This window comes from Acinetobacter sp. ANC 4636, assembly GCF_054454555.1.
Window position 1 is genome coordinate 21,566 of the sequence record NZ_JBTKVD010000009.1, and the last position, 26,072, is coordinate 47,637.

The 26,072-nt window shown below is 39.6% G+C and carries 25 protein-coding genes; 15 read left to right on the forward strand and 10 right to left on the reverse strand.

Features of this window, described 5'->3' with window-relative positions:
- Window positions 1–11 precede the first annotated feature (11 nt).
- Complete coding sequence (map, locus tag ACX1N5_RS10680) at window positions 12–806, reverse strand: type I methionyl aminopeptidase (protein WP_004752094.1); 795 nt, start codon at window positions 804–806, stop codon at window positions 12–14.
- Window positions 807–1,164: 358 nt separating this feature from the next.
- Here map and brnQ point away from each other — a divergent pair, with 358 nt between their 5' ends.
- From brnQ to ACX1N5_RS10695, 3 genes are all read left to right on the forward strand, one after another.
- Window positions 1,165–2,469, forward strand: coding sequence for a branched-chain amino acid transport system II carrier protein (brnQ, locus tag ACX1N5_RS10685; protein ID WP_116726034.1), 1,305 nt, complete (start codon window positions 1,165–1,167; stop codon window positions 2,467–2,469).
- 269 nt (window positions 2,470–2,738) lie between these two features.
- Window positions 2,739–2,957 carry a hypothetical protein gene (locus ACX1N5_RS10690; RefSeq protein ID WP_004752089.1) on the forward strand — a complete coding sequence of 73 codons (219 nt, stop codon included), beginning with the start codon at window positions 2,739–2,741 and terminating at the stop codon, window positions 2,955–2,957.
- 192 nt (window positions 2,958–3,149) lie between these two features.
- Window positions 3,150–3,392, forward strand: coding sequence for a hypothetical protein (locus ACX1N5_RS10695; protein WP_131381507.1), 243 nt, complete (start codon window positions 3,150–3,152; stop codon window positions 3,390–3,392).
- A gap of 42 nt (window positions 3,393–3,434) precedes the next feature.
- Here the strand turns inward: ACX1N5_RS10695 and ACX1N5_RS10700 are convergent, their stop codons facing one another.
- Window positions 3,435–3,896 carry a hypothetical protein gene (locus tag ACX1N5_RS10700; protein WP_004752085.1) on the reverse strand — a complete coding sequence of 154 codons (462 nt, stop codon included), beginning with the start codon at window positions 3,894–3,896 and terminating at the stop codon, window positions 3,435–3,437.
- 110 nt (window positions 3,897–4,006) lie between these two features.
- On the opposite strand from ACX1N5_RS10700, the gene ACX1N5_RS10705 reads away from it, so the two are divergent.
- From ACX1N5_RS10705 to dapC, 5 genes are all read left to right on the forward strand, one after another.
- Entirely contained in the window at window positions 4,007–4,729 is a 723-nt protein-coding gene (locus ACX1N5_RS10705; protein WP_004752083.1) for an AzlC family ABC transporter permease, read from the forward strand.
- Window positions 4,726–5,073 (forward strand): L-valine transporter subunit YgaH, encoded by a 348-nt coding sequence (gene ygaH / locus ACX1N5_RS10710; RefSeq protein WP_004752081.1) that lies wholly within the window; start codon window positions 4,726–4,728, stop codon window positions 5,071–5,073. Before ACX1N5_RS10705 ends, ygaH begins: the two co-directional genes overlap by 4 nt.
- Before the next feature lie 117 nt (window positions 5,074–5,190).
- Window positions 5,191–6,399, forward strand: a complete 1,209-nt coding sequence (gene purT / locus ACX1N5_RS10715) for a formate-dependent phosphoribosylglycinamide formyltransferase (RefSeq protein WP_458802105.1) — start codon at window positions 5,191–5,193, stop codon at window positions 6,397–6,399.
- A gap of 29 nt (window positions 6,400–6,428) precedes the next feature.
- Complete coding sequence (gene glnD / locus ACX1N5_RS10720; protein WP_458802103.1) at window positions 6,429–9,095, forward strand: [protein-PII] uridylyltransferase; 2,667 nt, start codon at window positions 6,429–6,431, stop codon at window positions 9,093–9,095.
- Window positions 9,096–9,112: 17 nt separating this feature from the next.
- On the forward strand, window positions 9,113–10,282 hold the full coding sequence (gene dapC, locus ACX1N5_RS10725; protein ID WP_458802101.1) for a succinyldiaminopimelate transaminase: 1,170 nt from the start codon (window positions 9,113–9,115) through the stop codon (window positions 10,280–10,282).
- A gap of 77 nt (window positions 10,283–10,359) precedes the next feature.
- Here dapC and ACX1N5_RS10730 read toward each other — a convergent pair whose 3' ends face one another.
- On the reverse strand, window positions 10,360–11,250 hold the full coding sequence (locus ACX1N5_RS10730) for a LysR substrate-binding domain-containing protein (protein ID WP_004752074.1): 891 nt from the start codon (window positions 11,248–11,250) through the stop codon (window positions 10,360–10,362).
- A gap of 182 nt (window positions 11,251–11,432) precedes the next feature.
- On the opposite strand from ACX1N5_RS10730, the gene ACX1N5_RS10735 reads away from it, so the two are divergent.
- Together ACX1N5_RS10735 and ACX1N5_RS10740 are read left to right on the forward strand one after the other, a co-directional pair.
- A complete protein-coding gene (locus ACX1N5_RS10735; RefSeq protein ID WP_458802098.1) occupies window positions 11,433–12,848 on the forward strand; it encodes an aspartate ammonia-lyase in 1,416 nt (471 codons plus the stop codon).
- A 169-nt stretch (window positions 12,849–13,017) separates the two neighbouring features.
- Complete coding sequence (locus ACX1N5_RS10740) at window positions 13,018–13,944, forward strand: ketopantoate reductase family protein (protein WP_458802096.1); 927 nt, start codon at window positions 13,018–13,020, stop codon at window positions 13,942–13,944.
- A gap of 29 nt (window positions 13,945–13,973) precedes the next feature.
- Here ACX1N5_RS10740 and ACX1N5_RS10745 read toward each other — a convergent pair whose 3' ends face one another.
- The gene (locus ACX1N5_RS10745; protein ID WP_004752070.1) at window positions 13,974–14,444 is read right to left on the reverse strand and encodes an Lrp/AsnC family transcriptional regulator; all 471 of its coding nucleotides are present in this window, start codon (window positions 14,442–14,444) and stop codon (window positions 13,974–13,976) included.
- Window positions 14,445–14,966: 522 nt separating this feature from the next.
- A complete protein-coding gene (locus ACX1N5_RS10750; protein ID WP_458802094.1) occupies window positions 14,967–16,694 on the reverse strand; it encodes a glutamine--tRNA ligase/YqeY domain fusion protein in 1,728 nt (575 codons plus the stop codon).
- Between the two features lie 167 nt (window positions 16,695–16,861).
- Here ACX1N5_RS10750 and ACX1N5_RS10755 point away from each other — a divergent pair, with 167 nt between their 5' ends.
- The 5 genes from ACX1N5_RS10755 (at window position 16,862) to ACX1N5_RS10775 (ending at window position 22,163) form a co-directional block, all read left to right on the forward strand.
- The gene (locus ACX1N5_RS10755; protein ID WP_004752066.1) at window positions 16,862–17,371 is read left to right on the forward strand and encodes a peptidylprolyl isomerase; all 510 of its coding nucleotides are present in this window, start codon (window positions 16,862–16,864) and stop codon (window positions 17,369–17,371) included.
- 15 nt (window positions 17,372–17,386) lie between these two features.
- Window positions 17,387–18,106 carry a UDP-2,3-diacylglucosamine diphosphatase gene (locus ACX1N5_RS10760; RefSeq protein WP_458802092.1) on the forward strand — a complete coding sequence of 240 codons (720 nt, stop codon included), beginning with the start codon at window positions 17,387–17,389 and terminating at the stop codon, window positions 18,104–18,106.
- A 498-nt stretch (window positions 18,107–18,604) separates the two neighbouring features.
- The gene (locus ACX1N5_RS10765; protein WP_458802089.1) at window positions 18,605–19,084 is read left to right on the forward strand and encodes a chorismate--pyruvate lyase family protein; all 480 of its coding nucleotides are present in this window, start codon (window positions 18,605–18,607) and stop codon (window positions 19,082–19,084) included.
- A 9-nt stretch (window positions 19,085–19,093) separates the two neighbouring features.
- A complete protein-coding gene (ubiA, locus tag ACX1N5_RS10770; protein ID WP_131389354.1) occupies window positions 19,094–19,972 on the forward strand; it encodes a 4-hydroxybenzoate octaprenyltransferase in 879 nt (292 codons plus the stop codon).
- A 178-nt stretch (window positions 19,973–20,150) separates the two neighbouring features.
- A complete protein-coding gene (locus ACX1N5_RS10775) occupies window positions 20,151–22,163 on the forward strand; it encodes an esterase/lipase family protein (protein ID WP_458802146.1) in 2,013 nt (670 codons plus the stop codon).
- A gap of 59 nt (window positions 22,164–22,222) precedes the next feature.
- Here ACX1N5_RS10775 and prpF read toward each other — a convergent pair whose 3' ends face one another.
- The 5 genes from prpF to ACX1N5_RS10800 all read right to left on the reverse strand — a co-directional run bounded on the left by prpF (window position 22,223) and on the right by ACX1N5_RS10800 (window position 25,938).
- Entirely contained in the window at window positions 22,223–23,407 is a 1,185-nt protein-coding gene (gene prpF, locus ACX1N5_RS10780; protein ID WP_458802087.1) for a 2-methylaconitate cis-trans isomerase PrpF, read from the reverse strand.
- A gap of 214 nt (window positions 23,408–23,621) precedes the next feature.
- Window positions 23,622–23,996, reverse strand: coding sequence for a ribonuclease E inhibitor RraB (locus ACX1N5_RS10785; protein WP_458802085.1), 375 nt, complete (start codon window positions 23,994–23,996; stop codon window positions 23,622–23,624).
- Between the two features lie 127 nt (window positions 23,997–24,123).
- Window positions 24,124–24,789, reverse strand: coding sequence for a pseudouridine synthase (locus ACX1N5_RS10790; protein WP_458802083.1), 666 nt, complete (start codon window positions 24,787–24,789; stop codon window positions 24,124–24,126).
- Between the two features lie 91 nt (window positions 24,790–24,880).
- Entirely contained in the window at window positions 24,881–25,585 is a 705-nt protein-coding gene (locus ACX1N5_RS10795; protein WP_458802081.1) for a DUF1003 domain-containing protein, read from the reverse strand.
- 104 nt (window positions 25,586–25,689) lie between these two features.
- Entirely contained in the window at window positions 25,690–25,938 is a 249-nt protein-coding gene (locus ACX1N5_RS10800) for a DUF6868 family protein (RefSeq protein WP_458802079.1), read from the reverse strand.
- Window positions 25,939–26,072 lie beyond the last annotated feature (134 nt).

The window sequence follows — 26,072 nt, forward strand, 5'->3', positions numbered from 1 at the left end:
TCACCTCAAAATTAGATTGCTGGATAAGTTCCAGTGCCTTCTGGCCACGGCGTTAATAACTCAAAACCGTCATTAGTGACAGCAACCATATGTTCCCATTGTGCGGAAAGTGAACGATCTTTGGTAATAACGGTCCAACCATCAGTAAGTTCTTTTACTTGAGGTTTACCCATATTTACCATTGGTTCAATAGTAAATACCATACCTTTTTTAAGCTTTAAGCCCTGACCTTTTTGCCCAAAATGCAATACATTTGGCTGTTCATGATAGACTTGCCCAATGCCATGACCACAGTATTCACGCACGATGCTATAACCTGATTTTTCAGCCAATGTTTGAATCGCATGACCAATATCACCTAAAGTTGCATCTGGTTTAACGGCGTGAATTCCTGCAACCATTGCTGCATAGGTCGTTTCAACCAGTTTTTGTGCTTGTGGGGTAACCTGCCCCACATAATACATACGACTCGTGTCACCATAAAAACCATCTTTAATAATCGCAACATCAATATTAATGATGTCGCCTTCTTTCAACACGACTTTTTTTGATGGAATGCCATGGCAAACAACTTCATTGGGTGAAATACAGGTTGTTTTCGTATAGCCATAATACCCAATATTGGCAGGAATCACTTTGAGTGTATTGACAATAAAATCATGACATAAATCATCTAGATATTCAGTTGTTACCCCAGGTTTAACATGCTCACCAATCATTGCCAAAACTTCTGCAGCGAGCCGCCCAGAAATTCTTAATTTCTCGATTTCCTGTTCGGTTTTAATGACAATTTTTGTGGCTCGCATAGAATGTATCCTTTATTTCATTTCAAATCTGAAATTAGATTGATTTACTTAGGCTATTTTACATCGTAAATATTTCAAAAATAATCCTCATCGCATAGAACTGCAAGCGTTTAAATCCAAAATTTACTTTTTGTTATTTTTAAATATATGAAAAATAATATTTATTTTTTAAATTTAAACAAAAAATATATATTTAAATAAAATCTAAAATATGCAAATAAATCAAACCTAGAAATTTAAACCTCCTGAATTGGAATTTATAAAAAATAATCATGCTTTATTTAAGAGCATAAGGATTTTAAAAAGTTTTTTTTTGCACTAGAATCTATCGCTTTGTTTCAACATCCTCCCTGTTTTTATGAATAAGCTGAATATCCGAGATATTATTGCTTTAGGTTTTATGACCTTTGCGCTATTTATTGGTGCAGGCAATATTATCTTTCCTCCCATTGTTGCTCAGCAAGCTGGTGAGCATGTCTGGCTTGCAGCAGCAGGCTTTTTAATTACTGCGGTTGGGTTACCTGTTTTAACAATTATGGCGCTTTCTCGTGTAGAAGGATCTATTGAAACGCTTAGTGCTCCTTTAGGTCGTTTTTCAAGTTTATTGCTGACCATAGTCTGTTATTTAGCTGTGGGCCCTTTATTTGCAACTCCCCGTACTGCAACCGTTTCTTATGAAATCGGTTTCTCCTCTTACTTTGGTAATTCTCCAATGCATCTATTTATTTATAGCTGCATTTATTTCACCATTGTTGGCATTATTTCACTGTATCCAAACAAATTGCTCGATACGATTGGGCATGTGCTTGCACCACTCAAAATTGTTGCTTTGGCAATTTTATGTATTGCAACGTTGGTCTTCCCTATTTTAGTCGCACCACCAGCAGTACATAACTATATTCAGCAACCAATGTCTGAAGGTTTGGTAAATGGTTACTTAACCATGGATACGCTTGGTGCACTGGTGTTCGGTATCGTCATTGTACAAGCCATTCAATCTCGTGGCGTATCTGACAAAAAGCTGATCATGCGCTATGCAATTATTGCAAGTCTTATGGCTGGCGTTGGTTTAACAATTTTGTATTTATGCTTATTCCGCCTTGGTTTACAAAGCTATGCATTTATAACGACTGCAACCAACGGCGCGGAAATTCTGCATGCTTATGTACAGCATACATTTGGTGATATTGGCTCGTTGTTCTTAACAGTCTTGATTTTCCTTGCCTGTACGGTAACCGCGATTGGCCTAACCTGTTCGTGTGCTGAATATTTCCATGAGCTGACTAAAATTTCGTACAAATTACTGGTGTTAGTGTTAGTACTATTTGCACTGTTAATTTCCAATTTGGGTTTAACCAAACTGATTGCATTTTCGGTTCCTGTACTCACAGCAATTTACCCGCCAGCGATTGTTGTCATTCTTCTGAGTTTCTTATGGAAGTTTTTCAATCGTCCATCGTTAATTGTGACGCCTGTGACTGCTGTTGCGCTGGTCTTTGGTGTTTTTGAAGGTTTAAAAGCATCAAGCTTGAGCAATCTTGTACCTAGCTTTTTGTCACAATTACCACTCGATGCACAAAATCTGGCATGGTTAATTCCATCCGTTGCGATTTTTGGCTTGTTCTTTGTCATCGATAAATTTCTTGCAATTTCTCGACACTAAAATTAAAGATAATTAAATTTCAAATATTTAATTATTTTCTAAAAATGCCTGATTCATTCAGGCATTTTTTTTGCTTATATTTTTACTGTAGTTTACAGAGTGACACTGGGAATTCACAGAATGTGACTAGGCTATAACTTTTAGTTGTTTTTGTCATATTACCTTAACAAAAAAATGTTAATAGCTCTTGAATTTAGCCAAAATTCAAAGTAAAACGGTAAGAATTGACTGAAACAGTGTGTTTGTCGTGATAGACAGGAGAAGTGAGGATGATTTCAATGAACAAACTAATCTTCATTAACAATGCAGTAAAACATAATCAGCAAGCATTGACGTATTGTTTTACTACACTAGCACTCATGTTAACGCTAACATTTGAAGGCGTTATTACAGGAAATCTAAAACCTGCATACTTTTTATATGCACTTGTTGTGTCACTCGCCTTTGCGCTGTGGGCAGTCATTGATCATAGGTTCCGTAAGCAATAATTTAAAAAAAACTGGATTGATATCCAGTTTTTTTATATCCACTCAACCTCGATATTTTGACTAAAAGTCCAATCAAGAAAACGTATATTAAAATAATAAAAAAAGATGCAAATTCACTACATTATTTAATCAATTAAATTCAGTATGATGATGTATAGGTAATTTTACCTAGATTAATCATAAAGGTTCATGATGAAAAAAATTCTAACTTCTGCTGTTGCTTTAACCTTTGCAGTTTTAAGTGCCAATGCTATGGCTTGCCCTAAAGGTACAACTTTACAAGGCGGTACAGGTCCAAAACATAAAGGCGGTAAATGCGTACTAGTACACAAAGTTGATAAGAAAGCTCCTGCTAAAGCTGCACCAACTAAAGCAGTAGAGAAAAAAACAACAAATACTCCTACTCCAGCACCAACAAACAAACCTAAATCATAATTTTTAGACATAAAAAAAGCGGTTTATACCGCTTTTTTTATTTTAATTGGCTGGTGTATTACCTAGATTTGGATGATCAATCGCATCTTTACACAAAGCTTTATCCCGTGTGTACTCTGTATAGGTTTGTGCAAGATCTGAATCCTGATTTGCCGTTGCCCTTGCCCATGAATCTAGGCTGGTCATGGCTTTACGACATAATGCGTATTTCCCCTCAGTCACAGAGTCCGTCATTTTTACATTGATCCGCCACGCAACACCTAGCTCACGTAAAGGTTTACGAACATCTGTTTCAATTTTTGTGAGTTGCTTTTGCGCAACAATCGGTTCGACCTGATTGATCAGCGCCCATGCTTTATGTGCATAGGTGGTTGCATCATTGGTCAGTTTTGGTGCGGGTTTAATTTCTACCTTCTTCTCCGAAGATGATCGGTCACAACCTTGCAAGCCTAAACATAGACATGCCGTCATTAGATAAGCGACTTGATGTTTTTTCAACAACATAAGGTTGCCTCATTCAAAATATTTCAGCGCTAAGCTGCATGATTTCATTTACAATAACGTTTTTAGAATTCTAGTAGATATTTTGGTGCAATGCACCCAAACTGAAAAATATGTCTCAATCTCATGCAAGTTTTTGGCAAGGTTTTAAAGATAGTCAAGCCATTATGCTGACTTATTTGCCTGTTTCTTTTGCTTTTGGTGTCTCTGCTGCCAAATTTGGTTTTTCTGCCTTTGAAGCCTTATTTCTGTCTTGCACCATGTATGCTGGAGCCAGTCAGTTTTTAGTGGTCGCATTACTTGCCAGTGGTTCTTCTATTTGGCTAGCTGCCATTACCGTAATCGCTTTAGATATTCGTCATGTATTGTATGGCCCTGCTTTACAGCATCTTATTCAACAAAAACTAAATCTTAAAAAGACTGCAATTTGGGGCTGGGGGCTTACTGACGAAGTTTTTGCCCGTGCCATGATTCAATTATCACAGCGCCGTCAGGACTGGAGTGAATCATGGATGCTGGGCGTAAGTCTGTCGAGCTGGTTCTCTTGGGCGCTGGGCAGCTTTTTAGGTGGCTTATTTGCTAACCAAATGCATCTTCTTCCCAAATTTCTACAGGCTTCTCTCGATTTCTTATTACCTGCCCTGTTTTTAAGTTTCTTACTGGCTGCCTTTGAAAAACGTCATACACTGGTGGTTGCAGTAACGCTGATTGTAGCGGGTTTGGCTTGTTATCTGATCAATCTCTCGGCAGCAATTTTCTTGGGAATATTGGCAGGGATTGGTGCAGGACTGTTTAAACATTATATTTTGAAGCAGCAGGATGAGCATCATTTATGAATTTATCCATTCTCCTGATCGGGATTATTGTTGGAATTGCCAACTTTAGCTCACGCTTTATGCCTCTTTGGTTTATTCAAAAATACCAGCAACACGAACAACGGCGTGGTGCAATCTGGCTTAGAATTGCTTTGGGTTGTATTGGAATTTCAGCGATTAGTGCCATGCTCATGGTTGCGACCTTACCCCCATTAATCGCCACACCCGACAAAATCATTGCCATGAGTTTAGGTTTTATTACGCTTACAGTATTGTATTTAAAAACACGGCGCATGGTCATGGCAACTCTGCTTGCTGCGCTGATTTATGGCATCAGTTACACTTATTTACCCGCTATAATGTGAATAAATCATTTCCATTTACTTATTTTTAAATAAAATTTAATTTTTCTTCTTCCATAGGCAAAACAGCACTTCGAGTTCTGTTATGCTAAAAGTCCACCTGAAATAAGGATGAATTGCATGCGCGTCTCTATCGGTACTCCTCTTCAATCTTCAGCATTTAAAGTGTTGCTTTTAGGCTCTGGCGAACTTGGTAAAGAAGTCGTCATTTCTTTGCAACGCCTGGGTGTAGAAGTACATGCCGCAGACCGATATGACCACGCACCAGCTATGCAAGTTGCACACTTCTCCTACACGCTCAACATGGCAAATGCCCAAGAGTTGCAACAACTGATTGATCAAGTTCAACCACATTTAATTGTTCCTGAAATTGAAGCGATTGCGACTGAAGTTCTGGTTGAGATTGAACAAAAACAACAAACCACAATCATCCCTTCAGCGAAAGCCGTAAACTTGACCATGAACCGTGAAGGTATTCGCCGTTTAGCAGCTGAAGAGTTAGGTCTACCCACCTCAACTTATCGTTTTGCCGATTCTTTAGAAAGTTTCCGTGCCGCATGTGACGATATTGGTTATCCAAACTTTGTAAAACCTGTCATGTCATCATCAGGTAAAGGTCAGTCACGTGTGAAAAGCTTTGATGAAGTCGATGCTGCATGGGAATATGCAATGCAGGCGGGTCGCGTCAATCAGGGTAAAGTCATTGTAGAATCACAAATCGATTTTGATTTTGAAATTACGCTTCTGACTGTTCGTGCCAAGAACTCAGCAACTGGTGCGATTGAAACACACTTCTGTGACCCAATTGGACACCGTCAAGACTCTGGTGACTATGTCGAAAGCTGGCAGCCTCAACCAATGTCTGCGATTGCTTTAGCAACCTCTCAGCAAATTGCCGATAAAGTGACAACAGCTTTAGGGGGATGTGGCATTTTCGGTGTTGAGCTATTTGTCAAAGGTGATCAAGTGTGGTTTAGTGAAGTTTCTCCACGCCCACATGACACAGGTTTAGTGACCTTGGCATCACAGTTCCAAAGTGAATTTGAACTACATGCCCGCGCAATTTTAGGCTTGCCTGTCAACACAACTCGCCATAGCATTGCTGCCAGCGCAGTCATTTACGCAGGGGTTGATGATAGCAACCTGTCTTTTGGTAACTTGCAAAATGTATTGGCCCAACCAAATACCGACCTTCGCATCTTTGGCAAACCAGAAGGTTTTAAACGCCGCCGCATGGGTGTTGTCACTGCACGTGCAGAAAGCACTGATCAGGCACGTGATATTGCGCAACAGGCAGCACAAAGCGTAGCTGTGCAACAAAACCATTAAAGTAAACTGGACACATAGGCCAAAAAACCATGATTGAAACCTTGCCCCTGTTGGATTATGTGAAAGATAACCAAGACATTCGCGCGATTAATCAATGGCGCAATGATGTTGAACAGCAACTCGAGCAGTTTTTTGAAGAAGGCTATAGCATTCGTCAAATCGTACTTGCACGTTCTAACATGATTGATGAAGCCCTGACTTTTTTATGGAAGCATGCGGGTCTAGAACAGAGCGAATTGGGTCTGTTTGCAGTCGGTGGCTATGGTCGCCGTGAAATGCTGCCATATTCTGATGTTGACATCATGATTTTGTCAGAACATGAGTTGACGGAAGAACAGGAAAAGCAGGTGTCTCGGTTTATCGCATCACTTTGGGATGTCGGTAACTTCAAACCTGGGGTAAGTGTTCGTTCGATTGTCAGTTGTATCGATCAGGCTCGTCATGACTTGACGATTGCTACCACGCTGATCGAAGCTCGTATACTGATTGGCAATGTACAGCTCAGTAAATGGCCACGTCGAATTGTCGCCGAAACATGGACAGATCAGACCTTTTTCGATGCAAAGATGCAAGAGCAAGTTAAACGCCATGCTCAACACAATAACACTGAGAGTAATTTAGAGCCTGATATTAAAAATGCACCAGGTGGCATTCGTGATATGAACCAGATTGGCTGGATTGCCAAACGTCATTTCCGTGTTAACCGTGTCTATGACTTGGTACATTTGGGCTTTATTTCTGAGTTCGAACTGAATGTTTTAGAAGAAGCAGAAAGTTTTTACTGGGAAATTCGCCATCATTTGCACCGTTTGACCAAGCGCGATGAAAACCGTTTGTTGTTTGACTATCAACGTGAAATTGCTGCCAAGTTTGGCTATGAACGTGAAGAAGGCAAATCGCCGAATTATCCAATCGAACAGTTCATGAAGCGTTATTACCGTACCGCTCAACAGGTTTCAACGCTCAATGAAATCTTATTGGCATATTTCAATGAATCGGTCATTACTCCAAGACTTCCGCATTATGAACGTAAAATCGAACAGATCAATACTCATTTTAAGCTGGTCGATCATAAAATTGCGGTGCAGCACCATAAGGCATTTGCTGAAAACCCAAGTGCCATTTTAGAAATTTTCTATTTATTGGCGACCCGCCCTGAAATTGAGGGTATTCGTGCCCGTACATTACGTTTGCTCACGCTTGCTGCGAAAGGCATTGACCAGACTTTTCGTAATAAACCTGAACATCAAGCATTATTTATGGAAATTATTCGTACATCAGGGCGTTTGTACGAAACACTGTCTGCAATGAAACGCTATGGCATTTTAGGTAGCTATTTACCTGCGTTTGGGCAAATTATGGGTCTGATGCAATATGACCTGTTCCATATTTATACCGTTGATCAACATACTTTACTGTTACTGCGTAATCTCAGCCGCTTTAAAGAACCTGAATTTGCCAAACAATTCCCTGTAGTCAGTTCAGTGTATCAGCGTTTGCAGCGCCGTGACATTGTCATGATTGCTGCGTTATTCCATGACATTGCCAAAGGTCGTGGTGGTGATCACAGTGAACTAGGTGCTGAAGATGCGATGGAGTTCTGTCGCATGCACGGTTTTACTGAGCGTGAAGGCAAACTCATTGCATGGTTAATCCAAAACCACTTACTCATGTCACTGACTGCACAGAAAAAAGATATTTCAGACCCAACCGTCATTAAGGATTTTGCTGAAAAATTAGGTGACATGGAGCATCTGGATTATTTATATACTCTGACCGTTGCAGATATTAACGCGACCAACCCAAATCTTTGGAATACATGGCGTTCATCACTGATGCGTCAGCTTTATACTCAGGCGCGTGATGTAATTCGCTTAGGGCTTGACCGTCCTGTTGACTATCAAATGCTGGTTGAAGACACCAAGTTTGCTGCAAGTGAATTGCTGGTCAATGAATTTTCATTAACAGATGTAGAACGGGTGTGGCAAGAACTTGGTGATGATTACTTCCTGAAAGAATCCGCCGAAGATATTGCATGGCATACCCGCGCAATCTTGGAACATGGTGAAAATCCAGCGCCGCTGGTCAAGTTACGTGCACATCGTAAATCTGCACCCGATGCCATTCAGATCTTTATTTATACACAAGATAAACCTAACCTTTTTGCAACGACAGTCGCCATTCTTGACCGTATGAATCTCGATGTACAAGATGCACGCATTATCACAGCGATCAAAGCATTTAGCCTCGATACTTATATTGTCCTCGATCGTTTTGGCACACTGTTGACCGATCCTGAACGTGAAATCACCGTGAAGGAATCTCTGATAGATGGATTGAGCCATTCAGACAAATACCCAGGTCTGATGCAACGCCGTATTCCACGCCAGTTACGTCACTTTGATATTGAAAATACGGTCGATATTAGCCTTAATCCTGTACTCAACCAAAACATGGTGGAAATCTCAACCCTTGACCAGCCAGGTCTACTGGCGCGAGTAGGTGGTTTGTTTATGATGCAGGGCTTGGACATTCACTCTGCAAAAATTGCCACTTTAGGTGAACGTGCAGAAGATATTTTCTTTGTGACAAAGAAAAATAATATCCCGATGTCGGATACAGAAGCTTCAACCTTAGCACAACAGCTGAAAGCGGCTTTAGATGAAGCCTCTAGTCAAGTGATTGTGCAACATTAATTTTGGTAGTTAACCCAATGAACTCGAGTTTATCTCTTTTACATCCTTACCCTTTTGAAAAGCTGAATCGTCTTTTTCAGGACATTCAGCCTGCTGATTTACCCCTGATCCCACTTTCAATTGGTGAACCGAAGCACCCTGCCCCTGAATTTGTCAAACAAGCCATCATTGACAATTTTGCACATCTATCAACCTACCCGAACAGTAAAGGTGTGCCTGAGCTACGTCAAAGTATCGCTAACTGGCTGACACAGCGTTTCAAGCTTAAACAAATCAGTGCAGAACATGAAATTTTACCCGTTTCAGGGACACGTGAAGCTTTATTTTCATTTGTACAAGCTTTGGTACGCCGTGAAGATGCGCCCTATGTGGTCATGCCAAACCCGTTTTACCAAATTTATGAAGGTGCAGCCATCTTGGCTGGAGCAAAACCGTACTTCATTAACTGTACTGAAGAAAATGGTTATTTAGGTGACTTCGATGCTGTTCCTGCTGCAGTTTGGGAAAAAACCGCATTATTGTTTGTTTGTACGCCAGGTAACCCAACGGGTGCAGTACTTTCTAAAGAAAAATTTAAAAAATTAATCGCGCTCTCTGACCAATATGGCTTTGTAATCGCTTCAGATGAATGTTATTCAGAGCTTTGGTTTGATGAAACACCAACGGGTTTATTGGAAGTTTGTGCAGAAATCGGTCGTCATGACTACAAAAATTGTGTGGTTTTCCACTCATTGTCTAAACGCTCAAACCTTCCTGGCATGCGTTCAGGTTTTGTTGCAGGTGATGCAAGTTTGCTCAAACCGTATTTGCAATATCGTACTTATCATGGTGCGGCAATGCCAGTACAGCATCAAATTGCCTCTATCTCTGCATGGAATGATGAGCAACACGTTGAAGAAAACCGTAGACTCTACCGTGCTAAATTTGATTTATTTCAGTCTGAGCTTGGACATTTATTGCCATTACAAAAACCGGATGCAGGGTTTTATTACTGGTTAAAAGTCGATAATGACGAACAATTCGCACGCATGCTGATGGAAAAAGCGCATATTAAAGTTTTGCCAGGGCGTTATTTATCCCGTGATACGGAACAAGGTAATCCGGGTGAAAATCATGTACGTATGGCACTCGTTGCAGATATCGCGCAATGTGAACAAGTTATTGAGCGTTTAAAGCGTATTCTTTAATTTAATTGTTATATTAACTTAAGTTATTTTAAATCAAATCACGATGCTGATATTTAAATATCAGCATCGTTTTTATTTTATTTATTTTTAAGCTCTTTAAAATGCTCAAAAACAAATTGAGTTAATGGATTATTATTTAATTTACTTTTATAAATATAAATACTTTGATTTACCACATATTGTGATGTTGATAATTCGATCAGTTTGTTTTCTGCCAGTTCATCCATAATGGTAATTCTTGGCAACCATGCAACCCCAACACCCTGTAGCACCAACTGTTTTAAATTTTCAGCATTATCAGTTTCATACAAAATATGGCAATCTAAATTATTGGTTTGAATCACATGATCAACCAAATTTCTCAAATATGCATTTTTACTATAGGTCAATAATGGAAAATGTTGATTTAAATCATATGTTTTATTGGTCGTTTTTGCATAAACTGGAATAATCTCGGTCTCTCCGACCCGCACAGAAGATAATGCATCGAACTTCCCTTGATTCATTTCATGCTTAGAAGCATAAGAAACTAGAAAATCGATTTTACCTTCTTTTAAAAGTTTTAGTCCTTCGCCTGTATTAATTGCCATAATTTCAAATTTTATGGCTTGTTCATCAATCGGAACAAACCTCAAATAATCGGCAAAGAAACTATTTACCAGAGAATGAACAACTGCAAATCTTAGGGTATTATCTTTGGTGTTTTTAATCTCATAAATGAGTTGCATACTTTCATTTAATTGCGCTTGCAAAGTATTTGCTGTGGATAATAAAACCTGTCCTAATTCTGTAAAACTTACTTCCTTGCTGTTTCGATCAATAATCGAAAAACCTACAGTTTCTTCGAGGTGTTGTAATCTTCGACTAAACGCAGATTGTGAAATATATCTTTTTTGTGCCGCTTTTGAAATTGAACGTTCCTGATCGAGGGTAATCAGATCAAGAGCCCAACGAATTTCAAGATTCATAGATCACTTTGATTGGTTGCTATGTTAAAGCGCTGAATTATACGCATAGATTATGAGGAAAATACATATCCATTTTTTAATGAATACTATGCAAAAAATACATATCTCAAGAATTTTATGCATTATCAATTTGGCTTTTTTGTTTTTATGATTTGGCTATCTCCTCTTGATTGTTACCAAATATGAATACTAATGTTTCAGTTCGCTCAGAAAAAGATCTTTTAGGCTATCGTGATATTCCTAACCAATTTTACTTTGGTGTTCAGACACTTAGAGCTATTGAAAACTTTAACTTAACACACAGCAAAATTAGTAATCATCCAAATTTTATTATTGCACTTGCAATGGTTAAACAGGCTTGTGCGCAAGCCAACCACAAACTAGGCAAACTTAGCGAAGAAAAATACCAAGCGATTGAGTTTGCTTGCCAACAGTTAATCAATGGTCATTATCACGACCAGTTCCCTATCGACATGCTTCAAGGTGGTGCGGGCACTTCAACCAACATGAATGCCAATGAAGTGATTGCAAACGTGGCATTAGAGCATATGGGTTTTGCAAAGGGTGAATACAAACACCTGCACCCGAACAATGACGTGAACATGTCACAATCAACCAACGACGTTTACCCAACTGCAATTCGTGTCGGTTTATTGTTGAGTTTGAAAGGTTTACAAACAGCATTTGCAACTCTAATCCAAGCGTTCTCGAACAAAGCTGTTGAGTTTAAAGATGTCTTGAAAATGGGTCGTACCCAACTACAAGATGCTGTACCAATGACTTTGGGTCAAGAATTTGCAGCTTTTGCAACCACTTTGCAAAAAGACCTCGACAAAATCAATGCCATCGCTCCTGACATGCTTGGCTATGTCAACCTTGGTGGTACTGCAATCGGTACAGGGATTAACACTGAAGCGGCGTATGCACCGTATGCAATTTCTGCATTAGCTGCAATCACCAAAGAAAACATCCAAGCTGCACCTGATTTTGTTGAAGCAACTTCAGACATGGGCGACTTTGTTTTATTCTCAGGTTTGCTTAAACGTACTGCAACTAAGTTGTCAAAAATTGCCAACGACTTACGTTTACTTTCAAGCGGTCCACGTACAGGTTTAAATGAAATTAACCTTGAGCCACGCCAGCCAGGTAGCTCAATCATGCCAGGCAAAGTGAACCCTGTGATTCCTGAAGCAGTTAACTTGGCATCTTTCCAAGTGATCGCAAACGACTTGGCAGTAACATTGGCAGCTGACGCAGGTCAACTACAATTGAATGCTATGGAACCATTAATCGCGTTCAAATTGTTTGAATCAATTGATTTACTTGCAAAAGCAATGTTGATGTTTACAGATAAATGTATCAACACCGTGACTGCAAACCCTGAACATTGCAAAAACTTGGTAGAAAATTCAATCGGTATCGTGACTGCATTGAACCCGTACCTTGGTTATGAAAATACAACACGTATTGCAAAAACTGCGAATGTTGAAAACCGCAATGTACTGGATTTAATCCGTGCAGAAAAATTGTTATCTGAAGAGCAACTTTCTGAAATCCTTGCAATTGAAAATATGATTCAACCAAAAGTTTCTGCGTAACTCTCCCGCGCTTTTAAAGGTCAGTCACTTCATGTGGCTGACCTCTTTTTTTAATACACTCTCTTGCGAATTGAGCAAAGCACACCCCTCAATGCATTTTTATCAGGCATTTATTTGGCTTTTTTTATACACTATTCCATAAAATATTGAACTTAAAAATGGAATTGCCATGCTAGATCAAATTCAACATATTTATGTGATTGGACTGGGTGCAATGGGTGCGCTTTACGCATCTAAACTTTATGACTATAATCCTGAACTGGTGCATGTCATCTTAGATGAACAGCGTAAAACGCGCTATGAACGCGATGGTTTCTGGGTCAATAATAAAAAATATGATTTTGACTATATAACTCCTGAACAAAGTAAGCATGCGCCCAAAGCCGACCTGATTATTATCGGGGTTAAAGCTGCACAATTGCATGAAGCCATTGAATTATGTCGTGAAATTCTTCAGCCTAAAACACGTATTATTTCCTTGCTCAATGGTATCAGCAGCGAAAGTATGATTGCCGAACATTTAGGACCACAACATCCTTTTTATGCTTATGGCGTGGCCATGGATGCAACTCGACAAGATACCCATGTCAATTACACTAAAGCGGGCTTCTTGGTATTTGGTGAGCAAAATAACCAAACACCAAGCTGCGATGTGCAACAGGTACAGTGTTTATTTGAACAAGCACAGATTCCCTATCAAACCCCTGTCGATATGCAATATGCGCTTTGGAAAAAATTTATGCTGAATGTCGCGGCCAATCAGGTCACAGCGATTTTGAAAGTCCCGTATGGCCAAGTCAAAACAAATCCTTATGTACAGCAACTCATGTTTTCTGCGGCACAAGAAGTCCTTGATATTGCGCATGTTGCAGGTATTGCATTAACTGAACAAGACCATAAAGAGATTCTTACACCGATGCTCCAACTCAATGATCAGGCATATACTTCAATGTGCCAGGACATTTTAGCCAAACGCAAAACTGAAGTGGCAATTTTTGGGGAAACTGTGATTGAACTGGGTTTAAAGTACCATGTGGCAACGCCTGTCAATCAGGTTCTAGTCAATATGATTCATGCGATTGAAGCCAGTTTTTAATCGTATTTAAAACCAGATTATGTTGAGCCTTAAACACGGCTCAACATATTATAACAGTTAAAAACATCATATTTTTTAATCACAAAGCTCGAATGCAGCGCGACCACATTTTCAATTTTGGCAATACGGCGTAGTAAAATCTCGCTATAGTCTTCCATATTTTTTGCCACAAGCTCGACAATAAAATCTGCACTTTGCCCTGTAACCAGATAGGCATTGATCACTTCAGGAATAGCTTCAATTTGCTCTAAAAAGCTGTCAAATGTTTCACTGTCATGTTTGTTTAGAGAGACTTGCAGCAAAATATGCAAGGTAAAGCCCAATTTGGCGTAATTAATTTCGCGCTTCAAATTGGTCATAATCTTAGATTCGATCAGATGTTTGATACGGCGATGTACTGAACTGACAGATAAATTAATACGCTCGGACAACTCATTAAGGTTTAAATCTTCATGAGTCAAAATTTCAAGAATTTGCTTGTCATAACGGTCTAATTGCATGAGATTTTTCCATAATTTAATTTTGGAAAAATAATAAGAAATATATTTTTATCATTGCAGGCAAGAATTTTTAAGGGTCAAGGGAAAACTTATGTTTACTTTTAACAACTTAATGATGCTAACATTAAGCCTTTGGCAAGCAACTTGTGGTTGATTGTGTCTAAAAGCCGAGTCGATACTTTGTGAGCGAGGTTAGCACTTATCTCCCAATATTGGCTAACCAATCTTCTCGATCCCCATCACACCCTGATTCGTACTATAGCAACGGTCATTTCGAATTATTTTCCTGATTAATTCTAATTTAACATCTTTTTGGAATTATTTTTCACATATAAAACAAAAAAACTTATTTTTTTCTTTTTAATGCTTTTTTAACCAACTTTCTTATCTACTTTTCAAGTTTTTGAAGAATTTTTCATACAAATCCATAGCAACTTCCACCAAAAGAAAAGCCCTCAGATTGCTCCAAGGGCTTGACTGGTAAGATCATCTATCTTGCAAAAAGCATTGATCTTAAATCAATTATTTTTTCTCTGGCTTAAAACTATCTTTTAAATCCAAAATACGGTTAAACACTGGTTTTTCTGCACTGTGATCATAACGATCTGCAACGAAGTAGCCTTCACGCTCAAACTGGAAGCGATCTTCAGGGTTGGCTTGTGCCAAAGCAGGCTCAATCACGGCTTGTAATACAGTCAGTGAATTTGGATTGAGATTTTCCAAGAAATCTTCACCTTGTTCAGGGTCTGCAATACTAAATAGGCGATCATAAATGCGTACTTCAGCAGGAATACCTTGACTTGCAGATACCCAGTGAATAACACCTTTCACTTTACGACCTTCAGGGTTTTTACCTAAAGTTGCAGGGTCAATCGAACATTTCAGTTCAACCACTTCACCATTTTCATCTTTAATCACTTCATCACACTTGATCACATAAGCATGACGCAAACGTACTTCGCCTTCAGGCACCAAGCGTTTAAAACCTTTTGGTGGCACTTCTTCAAAGTCTTTACGATCAATGTAAATTTCTTTGCTGAGTGGAATGATACGCTCGCCCATGTCTACGTTTGGATGGCGTGCATGAGCCAAGTCCATATCTTCAGGCAAGTTAGTTAACGTTACTTTGAGTGGGTTAAGCACTGCCATACCACGCGCCGCGCTGTTTTCAAGCGACTGACGAATACAGAACTCCAGCATGGCAACATCCACCACACCGTCAGTTTTTGACACGCCTACACGTTTACAGAAATCGCGTAAACCTTCAGCAGTGAAACCACGACGGCGCATACCGACTACGGTTGGCATACGTGGGTCATCCCAACCATTGACAAAGTTACCTTCAACCAAACGGCGTAATTTACGTTTTGAGGTAATCGTATAATCAATGTTTAAACGCGAAGATTCGTACTGATGCGGTACAGCAACAGAATGAACTTTCTCAATCACCCAGTCATAAAACGCGCGGTGATCTTGGAATTCTAAAGTACAGAGTGAATGCGTAACGGCTTCAATGGCATCTGACAATGGATGCGCATAGTCATACATTGGGTAGATTTTCCATTTGTCACCTGTTTGATGGTGTTCAGAGTGCAAAATACGATACAAAATCGGATCACGCATATGGACATTTGGGCTTGCCATGTCAATTTTGGCACGTAAAACAGCCTGACCTTCAGCAAATGTACCATCTTTCATTTTTTCAAAACGTTCAAGATTTTCTTGTACAGTTGCATCACGGTAAGGTGAGTTTTTACCAGGTTCAACAAAGTTACCGCGGTTTAACTTGATTTCTTCAGGCGTTTGCAAATCAACATAAGCATCGCCTTGTTCGATCAGCTGTACAGCCCATGTATAGAGTTGATCAAAATAGCTCGAAGCGTAGCATGGCTCGCCTTTCCAGTTAAATCCGAGCCATTTCACATCATTGGCAATACCATCAACATATTCTTGTTCTTCTGCATCTGGATTGGTATCGTCAAAACGTAAATTACAATAGCCACCAAATTCTTCAGCAACACCAAAGTTCAAGCAAATGGCTTTTACGTGACCAATATGCAAATAACCATTAGGTTCAGGTGGGAAACGGGTTACAACTGTAGCAGTGCGGCCTCCGGCAACATCATCGGTAATGACTTGACGGATAAAGTCTAAGCCGGGCTGTTGTTCTTGCTGCGCAGCATCGACAGTGGCTTGGCTATTCGGTGTCGGTATATTTGGCAGATTTGAAACAGCATCATTCGGCTTCATAATGGATAAATCACTTCTTGGTTAAAAATTTAGGATAATTTAAACGCTATCAGGCTCTTTTCTCAAACAAAATAACGTTTATACTTGCTATCTAGTTTACAGTTTGCTTATGCTTCTCTCAACAAAAAAACCCGTGGCTTTTTTTGCCATGCCTAGGAGATTATGTAATGAGTTTTCCTCAAGTCGAATTAAACACCAATAAAGGTCGTATTGTTCTTGAGCTTAACAGCGAAAAAGCGCCTAAAACAGTGGCAAACTTTTTAGAATATGTGCGTGATGGTTTCTATGATGGTGTAATTTTCCACCGTGTAATCGATGGTTTCATGATCCAAGGTGGCGGTTTCGACGAAAACTTTAAAGAAAAAGCAACTCGTGATGCAATTGAAAACGAAGCTGACAATGGTTTAAGCAATGATGCTGGCACTATTGCTATGGCTCGTACACAAGCACCACACTCTGCTTCTGCACAGTTCTTTATCAATGTAAAAAGCAACTCTTTCTTAAACCACACTGGCAAAACTACCCAAGGTTGGGGTTATGCCGTGTTTGGTAAAGTTGTTGAAGGTATGGACGTTGTTGAACAAATTAAAGGCGTACGTACAGGCAACCGTGGTTACCACGCTGACGTTCCTCTTGAAAATGTCGTGATTGAAACTGCTAAAATTATCGCTGAATAATTTTAGGATGCCTTTGTGACTTACCTGTTTATCTCTGATTTACATTTGTCACCTAATCACCCTCGACTCGTTCGAGGGTTTTTAGCTTTATTAGACGACTATCAGCAAAAACAAACCCAACTGTATATTTTGGGTGACTGGTTCAATGCATGGATTGGCGATGATAACCGCTCAGTATGGCTTGATGAAATTGTGCAGGCGCTGCAACAATTTACTGCACAGGGCAATCAGGTTTATTTTCAAGTCGGCAACCGTGATTTTGCATTAAGCCAAAAGTTCCTAAATCAGTTTTCAGGTCATTTGTTGCCTGAGATTGCGACATTAAAGATTCACAACCAGTTATATCGCCTTGAACATGGTGATGCCCTGTGTACCGATGATGTTGCTTATCAACGCTTTAAAAAAATTATTCGCAATCCAGTTTTAATTTTTATTTTGCGACGCACACCTTTAAGTTTTCGCAAAAAACTGGCTGAAGGTTTTCGGCAAAAAAGCCACGAATCCAAACAAGAAAAGCATTACGATATCATGGATGTCAATCAGCAAGCCGTTGATGCTGCACTCAAAGATGTTGATGTTTTAATTCACGGTCACACTCACCGCCCCATGATTCACACAGAAATTGATCATAAACAGCGTATTGTACTGGGTGACTGGCGTGAAAAAACAGGCGAAGCTATAATTTTAGAGGTTGATGCGCAAGGTCAGCAACAGTTTAAGAATTATAAATTTTAATAAATCATGCTAACCAAGCATGCATAATTTGTAGATGCAATAAGTGTTATAACTTCCCTACAGAATTACTCTCGCAAATGACTAGAGTAGTTTCTCGTAACATAATTCCCTTAATGATCAATCCTGCTATCTGTTTATACATTCCCTTGCACAATCACTAGATACTACAGATCAAGTTATTTTAAGCCATTCATTATTCTGGTTTTAAAACAGGGCAAATAATATTTGTTCATATAAAGTTTCTCGCCCAGCTTTCTGTAATTCAATTTTAATCTCATTCGAATATGGTCGATTTCAAGCAGAACGACACTTTTAAATTCAATGCTTAGCGTAAAAAAACGCCGTCAAATTACAGGAAAATTCAAATAAAATAATGATAATTTATAACAAGTTAAAATTTATGACTTCATCAATTTGCATCGGTACATTACAATGTTTGCTCCACGTGAATGGCTTTCGAACAAATTGCACGACTGACCACGCAACAAGACACTGCATATGACTCAGCATTATCCACAAGGGCTTGATTCCCATTTAAAACCTTGGCTATATGCCTCAGGCTCACTGACTCAGCAACTCACTCAGCTTGCAGGTGGGCAGTTTCGAGTAGAGCCGCTTCAAGAATCTTTTCAGCGCATGCAGCGTCAAGACAGTTTATGGTTGACTATGCCCCATCAACATACTGCATGGGTACGAGAAGTTTTTTTATATGGCTGTGAATCCGAGCCGTGGGTACGTGCCAAAAGTATTTTTCCGATTTTAAGCCTGCAAGGTAAAGCACGACGCTTTCGACATTTGGGTCAACGTCCAATTGGGCATTACTTATTTCAACGCACGACACCGCACTGTGAACGGCGGATACTGCATTTGAATGAGGGTTGGACACGGCAAAGTTGTTATACTTGGCACGGCTGCAAGTTTATTGTTCAAGAAACTTTTTTACCTGCATTTGAACGCTTTATTCAAACATTGCGATGAAGGACTGGCATGGCAACTGTACAACACACCAACTGGCAACAGCGCTTACAAGCATATTATTACCTGTGCCGTTTTGATAAACCAATTGGCACAGAGCTGGTGCTTTGGCCAACCATGTGGGCACTGTGGATTGCTGCAAAGGGTTTTCCTGATTTAAAAACCTTTATTGTGATGTTCCTCGGTGTGATTTTTATGCGTGCCGCAGGCTGTGCGATTAATGATTTTGCTGACCGTAAAGTCGATGGTCATGTTGCACGCACCAAGCAACGTCCACTGGCAACAGGGATCATTCAACCGATTGAAGCCATCATGGTGTTTTTGGCTTTGGTGGCTGCTAGTGCCTGCCTGCTGTTCTTTTTACCAATCGCAACCTTTTATTGTTCTTTTGGTGCACTCATTTTGGCGTTCATTTATCCATTTATGAAACGCTATACCCATTTGCCACAAGTGTTTTTGGGTGCAGCATTTTCATGGGCAATTCCTATGGCATTTACTGCAATGGGACGTCCACTGGATTTAACCTGCTGGCTACTTTACTTTGGTAATCTGGCTTGGACCGTCGCATATGACACGCAGTATGCAATTACCGACCGTGAATATGACCTAAAAATTGGTGTGAAATCCACCGCAATTTTATTTGGTCGTTATGATATTCAGATTATTAATTTATTACAGGCAGCCAGTGTCGTATTAATTGGCGCAGCATTATATCGAGAAGAGTTATTCTATCCTTATGGCATAATTGCACTGTGTGCTGTAATCGCTGACTATATTTATCAATGGATGCAAACTCGTCAGCGTGATCCACAGCGTTGTTTCAAAACATTCTTGCATAATCGCTGGGTCGGTATGATTATTTTTGCAGGGATCTTTATCGCTCTACTTTAAGTTCAAATTTTCTTCGTCTTGAAATAAAACTCCAATATAAATACATATCAGGACAGGATACTCTTAAACAATATGAAAGGTGACTGTCTTGGTCGCCTTTTATATTGTTTGCATTGAAAAACACCCGTAATTTCGTATGCTTCTTTTAACTCTTTTCTTTGTTGCAGATTTAGGCTCTATGCATGTAAAACTGTTGAAATCTACATTTGTGTTGATTGGTCTATCCAGCCTCATGCTAAGCGGCTGTCAGGTAGTCAATGTCAAACGGCAAGCCTTAAATGTAACAATTTCCAATGAGCGTGACAGCATTCTCACCCGCGACCAACTGAGCGAAGCCAGTTTAAATGTCTTGTCCATGACAGGACGTGAAGCTAAAAGCTGTATTGAAAGCCCCGTAGCATGTTTAAAAAATATGCAACAAATTCCACAAGAGCAATTATTTTCCACTGCCAGCGAGCTGTATCTAGCAAAAGCCAAATTATTAGAAAACTCATCGGCCTGTAAGAAAAAACCTAAGCCGAAGCAGCATCTTTCCGAAAAATATCAACAGCAGCAACAATTGTTTTCTAGCTGTATTACACAAGAAGGTGAGATGCTCGACAAAAGCATTCGTTACAGTTATGCCTATCTATTTCGTTCTACTCGAGAACCTACACAACGTATTTTTGATAACCGACAAGTTCAAGTTCGCGACTTTTATAATCAGGCAATTGCCAAACTTGCCTCTGCATACCCTGCCCAGCCTATAGAACAACAAACCACGAGCCAACCTGCTAGCATCAAGATTGGCAATAGCACTTATCAAATTGACTTTAGCGACTATCCAGATTTAGCGCATCAGCCAATTGAGAGCTATATTTCAAGTTACAATATGAATTTTTCAGGGCTACGCTCCATTAACCGAAGGGATGGCTTTGGCTCAGAATTTGTGGTGGTCTTGCCAAAAAAGCAACGTCATGAGGAAAATCAGTATATTTTAGATCCGCTAAGCTATCAGTTTAATACTGGAGGTAATCCAAATATTCATGCTCCGCGTTACCTTGCAAGTACCATTACCATCGAGCCTGAAAAAAACACCAGTTTACAAAGCTTACTGAACAATTCACCTATGGTTGTCAAGATACATGACCCCTATCGTTATGACAAAATCAGTATTGAGCATAACGCTTATCCACTGGCTGCAAATTTCTCTGTACCTTATGGATTGTGGTTAGCACAAAATAATCTAGGTAAATCGGCTTATTTAAGCCTGATTGATCGTGACAAAAACATCGTGATGCCGCATTTATATATGCTGGAACCCTTTAATCCGAACAAAAAAGTCATTGTGCTGATTCATGGTCTTGCCAGCAGCCCCGAAGCATGGGTACGCTTGACGAATGATATTATGAGCGATCCTGTTTTGCGTGAGCATTATCAGGTTTGGCAAGTATTTTATTCAACCAACATGCCAATCATTGAAAGTCGCTTTCAAATTTATGCTCTACTCAAGCAGTCTTTTGCATTGGTCGACCCTAAAGCGCCAGCATATAGTGATGCTGTGCTAATTGGTCATTCTATGGGTGGAATTATTGCACGCTTACTGGTTAGTAATCAGAACTTGAGTGCTCCAGCATTTAAAATTTACAATAGCCACAGTTTACTTGCACACAAAAATGATCCTGTGATACTTGAGCGCTTCAATATCCAGCCTATTCCCAACTTCGATCGGGCGATTTTCCTGTCTTCTCCAAACAAAGGCACTGCTTTTGCTGATTTATGGTTTACGAAAATGGCGCGCCGAATCATTCGTGTACCCAGTGTTTTTATGGGGGCAATTGGCGATACGTTAGAGGGCGATCTGAATGTCAAAGGCACCATCAAACAGCTCAATCAAAGTATTATTCAAAATGGCCCTAGCGACCTCAGTTACAAATCCAAATTCATTGCGCTTACCAAAAATGTAAATCCACCTAAAGGATTTATTTTTCATTCAATTATTGGTAATGACACCAAAAGCAATGATCTACAAAAAATAACTGATGGAATCGTTCCTTATAGCAGTGCTCATTTAGAGGGTGCCGCGTCAGAGAAAATTATTCACGGGGGGCATTCTATTCAGGAAACTCCTGAAGCAGTTTTGGAGTTACGGCGGATTTTACGTTTGCACTTGATTCAACACGGTTTGTATCAAGCTCCGACCGCAAAATAATCTAATAAGCAAGCATAAGATCATATTTCTGATGCTTGCCTTGAACTTAGTTCAATAGATTAAAACGTATTGGCAGGCAAATACACTTCACCTTTCATTAAAATACGTGCGCTACGACTCATAATGGCTTGTTGCATTTGCCATACGCCTTGTTTTTCAATGAGTTCAGCACCAACAGTTAAAGTCCCCGATGGATGACCAAAACAGACTTTATTGCCTGTTTTTGAGCTACGCTTTTCATATAAAATCGTGCCTGGAACGCAAGCTGCGGCTGCAATGGCAATAGCAGCGGTTCCCATCATGGCATGGTGCAATTTCCCCATAGACACTGCGCGAACAAGCAAGTCAATATCTGTCGCGGCAACAGCTTTCCCGCTTGAACTGACATAGTCTTGAGATTGAGCTGCAAATGCAATTTTCGGTGTATGCTGACGCGTTGCAGCTTCTGCAATATCACTAATTAAACCCATTTTTACCGCGGCATAAGCACGGATTTTTTCAAGTTTGGCTAAGGCTTGTGGATCATTGTTAATATCATCTTGCAACTCGGTTCCGCGATAACCCAAATCTTCAGCATGTAAAAATACTGTTGGAATTCCTGCTTGAACCATAGTCACTTCAAATGAACCAATTTCAGGCACATCGAGCTGTTCTTTGAGTTTGCCTGTCGGAAAAATTCCTGTGGTTGCTTCAGGATCAACTGCTTCACAAAATGCCAGTGAAATTTCAGCCGCAGGAAAAGTCACGCCATCGAGTTCAAAATCACCCAGTTCCTGCACTTCACCATCAACAATTGGAACTTCGGCAACAATGGTTTGCTGAATATTCGCCTGCCAAATGCGTACCGTGCAAATTCCATTTTCAGGAATTCGGTTGGCATCGACCAAACCCTGACGAATGGCAAAAGGTCCTACTGCCGCAGATAAATTACCGCAGTTGCCACTCCAGTCAACAAAAGCCTGATCAATTGAAACCTGCCCAAACAAATAATCAACGTCATGTTCAGGCTGCTGGCTTTTTGCCACAATCACGGTTTTACTGGTACTTGAAGTTGCACCACCCATGCCATCAATTTGCTTGCCATACGGGTCTGGACTTCCAATGACTCTCAGTAAAATTTTGTCACGCGCTTCGCCCGCGACCTGTGCAGCTTCAGGCAAATCATTCAGGTTAAAAAATACGCCTTTACTGGTTCCGCCACGCATATACGTTGCTGGAATCGTCATTTGTTTTTGGGCAGCCATTTCCTTATTTTCCTATCTTCTCTATATTTAAAAACGACTCACCTTGCATGAATCTGAATGACATCATGAATCAAAATTGTCGACAATTCTATTCGACTATGGGGGAATTCGGTTTTTTTAAAAACCTCTTTTAGATTTAATTACCCAATAAAAAAGCCCAAGTTTTAACTCACCTTGGGCTTTTTTATCTGTTCAGATGTTTAAATCAGATGGATTACTCTTCGTCTTCTTCATATTCAAACAAGTAACTCATACATCCCCAACCATCATATTGACCACCAAATTCTTTGGCAATTTTAGTCAACCATTCTTCCAGACCCACCACGTCCTGATGTTCCAGAATCATATTTATATGTACGTTTAATATCCATAGATTTTCTTGATCAGTATGCTGATCTTCTTGATATAACGAAATTTTTTGCTCTTGATGCAACAAATTCAAAGCACATTTTTCTGCTTGTTCCTTGTGTTCAAAAGCCATTGAAAATTCAACTTCATGAGGTTCGGTGAGGTCGCTACCGTCCTCAACCATCTGCCAAAGCAAGTTGCCATTTTCATCGTCTGGGAATTGTTGATAATCGCGTGTCATTGTTGTGTCCTTATTGTCTGCTGGCTATTGTTATAAAATACAGCCTAACCCATTTTTATTGCAGTTTAACGATATGTCAAACAAAAAATATTGTCGACAATATGACTGTTAAACATAAATAGGCAGACTAGAATGGTGCAGGTAAATCCAACTCAATTTCATGTTGAGTTAGAGGTTGTTTAAATCCCAAATATGCTGCATGAAGCGCCATACGTGGCAAAGAGAATTGTCTCGGTTTAGGGTGATATAAGTTATCTCCCATAATTGGATGCCCAATATGTGCCATATGCACACGAAGTTGATGTGAACGCCCTGTAATTGGCGTCAGTTTGACGCGACTGATATTCAACTCAAGATCATAACCTATACGTTGATACAATGTTTTGGCAGGTTTACCTATATCGAAATCAACTTTTTGTTTGGGGCGATTGGGCCAATCCGTGATTAGAGGAACTTCAACACAACCTTCTGTTGTAATTTCCCCTTGAAGCAATGCCACATAATGTTTAGTGACCTGACGTGCCTGAAACATTTTACTCACTGCAACTTCAGCATCACGGTGTTTAGCAAACATCAACAGCCCTGAAGTTGCCATATCTAAGCGATGTGTGACTTTGGCTTGTGGATATTGCTGCAAAATCCGCAAATATGCACTGTCCTGATGTTCTGGTAAGCGCCCCATCACCGACAATAATCCCGCAGGCTTATTAATCACCAGCAAATCATCATCTTCATAAATGGTATGTAGTAGTTCTTGTGGTGGACGATACACAAACGCAACATCGGCAGACATAATACAATTCAAACAAAAAACAATGCAGACAACATAACAATGACACTTTCACCTGTCAATTTTGCAGCGTCAATTTGACGGATAGCTATAGCTAACGTCTTTTATTCATTTCACTAAGCAAATCAAGCTGAATTTCCTGAATCTGCGCCAGACGCTCCCATTGATGCGACAGTAAATGATCAATCTTTTCATGCAAATGTCGAATTTCCAACTCTGCCTTTAAATTAATCTGATAATCATGCAGGGAACGCAACCGATCTTTAGCTTCCTGACGATTTTGACTCATCATAATAATCGGAGCCTGAATGGCTGCCAAACAAGACAATACCAAATTCAAAAAAATAAATGGATACGGGTCGGCAGGATGCAGCATAACCACCGAAGTATTCACGACAATCCATACAACCAAAAACACAAAAAAACAAATCAGAAACGTCCAGCTCCCACCAAAACTGGCAATTTTATCGGCTAACCTTTCTCCAAATGTCCAGTTTTCATCAAGTTCAACCTCGACATTTTTAGTAATGAGTTCATGATTCTGCATGCTAAGAACGACTTCTTGCTCCAAATCGGTCAGTTCACCTTTTTCCGACTTGAGTAATGAATGTACGTATTGGATACGATAATGCGTTAGATCCGAACGGCAAATAAAGCTCTGCTCAGACCATTCTGGAGAGTCTTTAAGAATCGCCTCGGCAATCACATCACGAATGCCGTCACTCGGAATCAAATCTTTTAAGGGGAACAGTTTTTTGCATACTGCACATTGATGCATCGTGTTTCTATTATTGTCCATAATTCCCCGATATTCTTAATCTTATCTCCATGATGATAGCAAGATTTGACTATTTTATGGCAACTGTTGAATTGTTTGATTTATCCTGCTTTCTTTCATCGACATCATGAATTTCTTGCAAGCGTCATTGCAATCCACGGCACCAGATTAAACATGATGATTGCAATTTTATAAAAAGCGACACCTGAATAATGAATCACATCAAACGTATTGTCTGATAGATTAAACCAACTGCCCTGTAAACGTTTTAAAAACTGGCGCGCAAAAACAAACAGCAAAAACCAAATTATTAAAATGGCATAGTTAATCAGAGTGGCATAAAGTAAAACTTGTCGTATAGCTTCATAACTCATGAGAGTGCCTTATTTTTGGGCTATAGTTAATATAATAGCGCAAAAAATCAGCAGTAAATAAAAATACAAATTTAATTCCACAAAAATAAAAATATTAAAAACAAAATCTTAAATAAAAATATCAAAAATTATCA

Excerpts from the sequence above, each read along its gene's own strand:
- ACX1N5_RS10730 (WP_004752074.1), bottom strand. The coding sequence starts at position 11,250 with ATGAATCTTGAAATTCGTTGGGCTCTTGATCTGATTACCCTCGATCAG.
- ACX1N5_RS10800 (WP_458802079.1), bottom strand. The coding sequence starts at position 25,938 with ATGAGTTATGAAGCTATACGACAAGTTTTACTTTATGCCACTCTGATT.
- ubiA (WP_131389354.1), top strand. The coding sequence starts at position 19,094 with ATGGCAACTGTACAACACACCAACTGGCAACAGCGCTTACAAGCATAT.
- ACX1N5_RS10735 (WP_458802098.1), top strand. The coding sequence starts at position 11,433 with ATGAATACTAATGTTTCAGTTCGCTCAGAAAAAGATCTTTTAGGCTAT.
- dapC (WP_458802101.1), top strand. The coding sequence starts at position 9,113 with ATGAACTCGAGTTTATCTCTTTTACATCCTTACCCTTTTGAAAAGCTG.
- ACX1N5_RS10775 (WP_458802146.1), top strand. The coding sequence starts at position 20,151 with ATGCATGTAAAACTGTTGAAATCTACATTTGTGTTGATTGGTCTATCC.
- map (WP_004752094.1), bottom strand. The coding sequence starts at position 806 with ATGCGAGCCACAAAAATTGTCATTAAAACCGAACAGGAAATCGAGAAA.
- ACX1N5_RS10755 (WP_004752066.1), top strand. The coding sequence starts at position 16,862 with ATGAGTTTTCCTCAAGTCGAATTAAACACCAATAAAGGTCGTATTGTT.
- ACX1N5_RS10785 (WP_458802085.1), bottom strand. The coding sequence starts at position 23,996 with ATGACACGCGATTATCAACAATTCCCAGACGATGAAAATGGCAACTTG.
- ACX1N5_RS10745 (WP_004752070.1), bottom strand. The coding sequence starts at position 14,444 with ATGCAATTAGACCGTTATGACAAGCAAATTCTTGAAATTTTGACTCAT.
- glnD (WP_458802103.1), top strand. The coding sequence starts at position 6,429 with ATGATTGAAACCTTGCCCCTGTTGGATTATGTGAAAGATAACCAAGAC.
- ACX1N5_RS10690 (WP_004752089.1), top strand. The coding sequence starts at position 2,739 with ATGATTTCAATGAACAAACTAATCTTCATTAACAATGCAGTAAAACAT.
- ACX1N5_RS10795 (WP_458802081.1), bottom strand. The coding sequence starts at position 25,585 with ATGGACAATAATAGAAACACGATGCATCAATGTGCAGTATGCAAAAAA.
- ACX1N5_RS10705 (WP_004752083.1), top strand. The coding sequence starts at position 4,007 with ATGTCTCAATCTCATGCAAGTTTTTGGCAAGGTTTTAAAGATAGTCAA.
- brnQ (WP_116726034.1), top strand. The coding sequence starts at position 1,165 with ATGAATAAGCTGAATATCCGAGATATTATTGCTTTAGGTTTTATGACC.
- ygaH (WP_004752081.1), top strand. The coding sequence starts at position 4,726 with ATGAATTTATCCATTCTCCTGATCGGGATTATTGTTGGAATTGCCAAC.
- ACX1N5_RS10695 (WP_131381507.1), top strand. The coding sequence starts at position 3,150 with ATGAAAAAAATTCTAACTTCTGCTGTTGCTTTAACCTTTGCAGTTTTA.
- ACX1N5_RS10700 (WP_004752085.1), bottom strand. The coding sequence starts at position 3,896 with ATGTTGTTGAAAAAACATCAAGTCGCTTATCTAATGACGGCATGTCTA.
- ACX1N5_RS10790 (WP_458802083.1), bottom strand. The coding sequence starts at position 24,789 with ATGTCTGCCGATGTTGCGTTTGTGTATCGTCCACCACAAGAACTACTA.
- ACX1N5_RS10750 (WP_458802094.1), bottom strand. The coding sequence starts at position 16,694 with ATGAAGCCGAATGATGCTGTTTCAAATCTGCCAAATATACCGACACCG.
- purT (WP_458802105.1), top strand. The coding sequence starts at position 5,191 with ATGCGCGTCTCTATCGGTACTCCTCTTCAATCTTCAGCATTTAAAGTG.
- ACX1N5_RS10765 (WP_458802089.1), top strand. The coding sequence starts at position 18,605 with ATGACTCAGCATTATCCACAAGGGCTTGATTCCCATTTAAAACCTTGG.
- ACX1N5_RS10740 (WP_458802096.1), top strand. The coding sequence starts at position 13,018 with ATGCTAGATCAAATTCAACATATTTATGTGATTGGACTGGGTGCAATG.
- prpF (WP_458802087.1), bottom strand. The coding sequence starts at position 23,407 with ATGGCTGCCCAAAAACAAATGACGATTCCAGCAACGTATATGCGTGGC.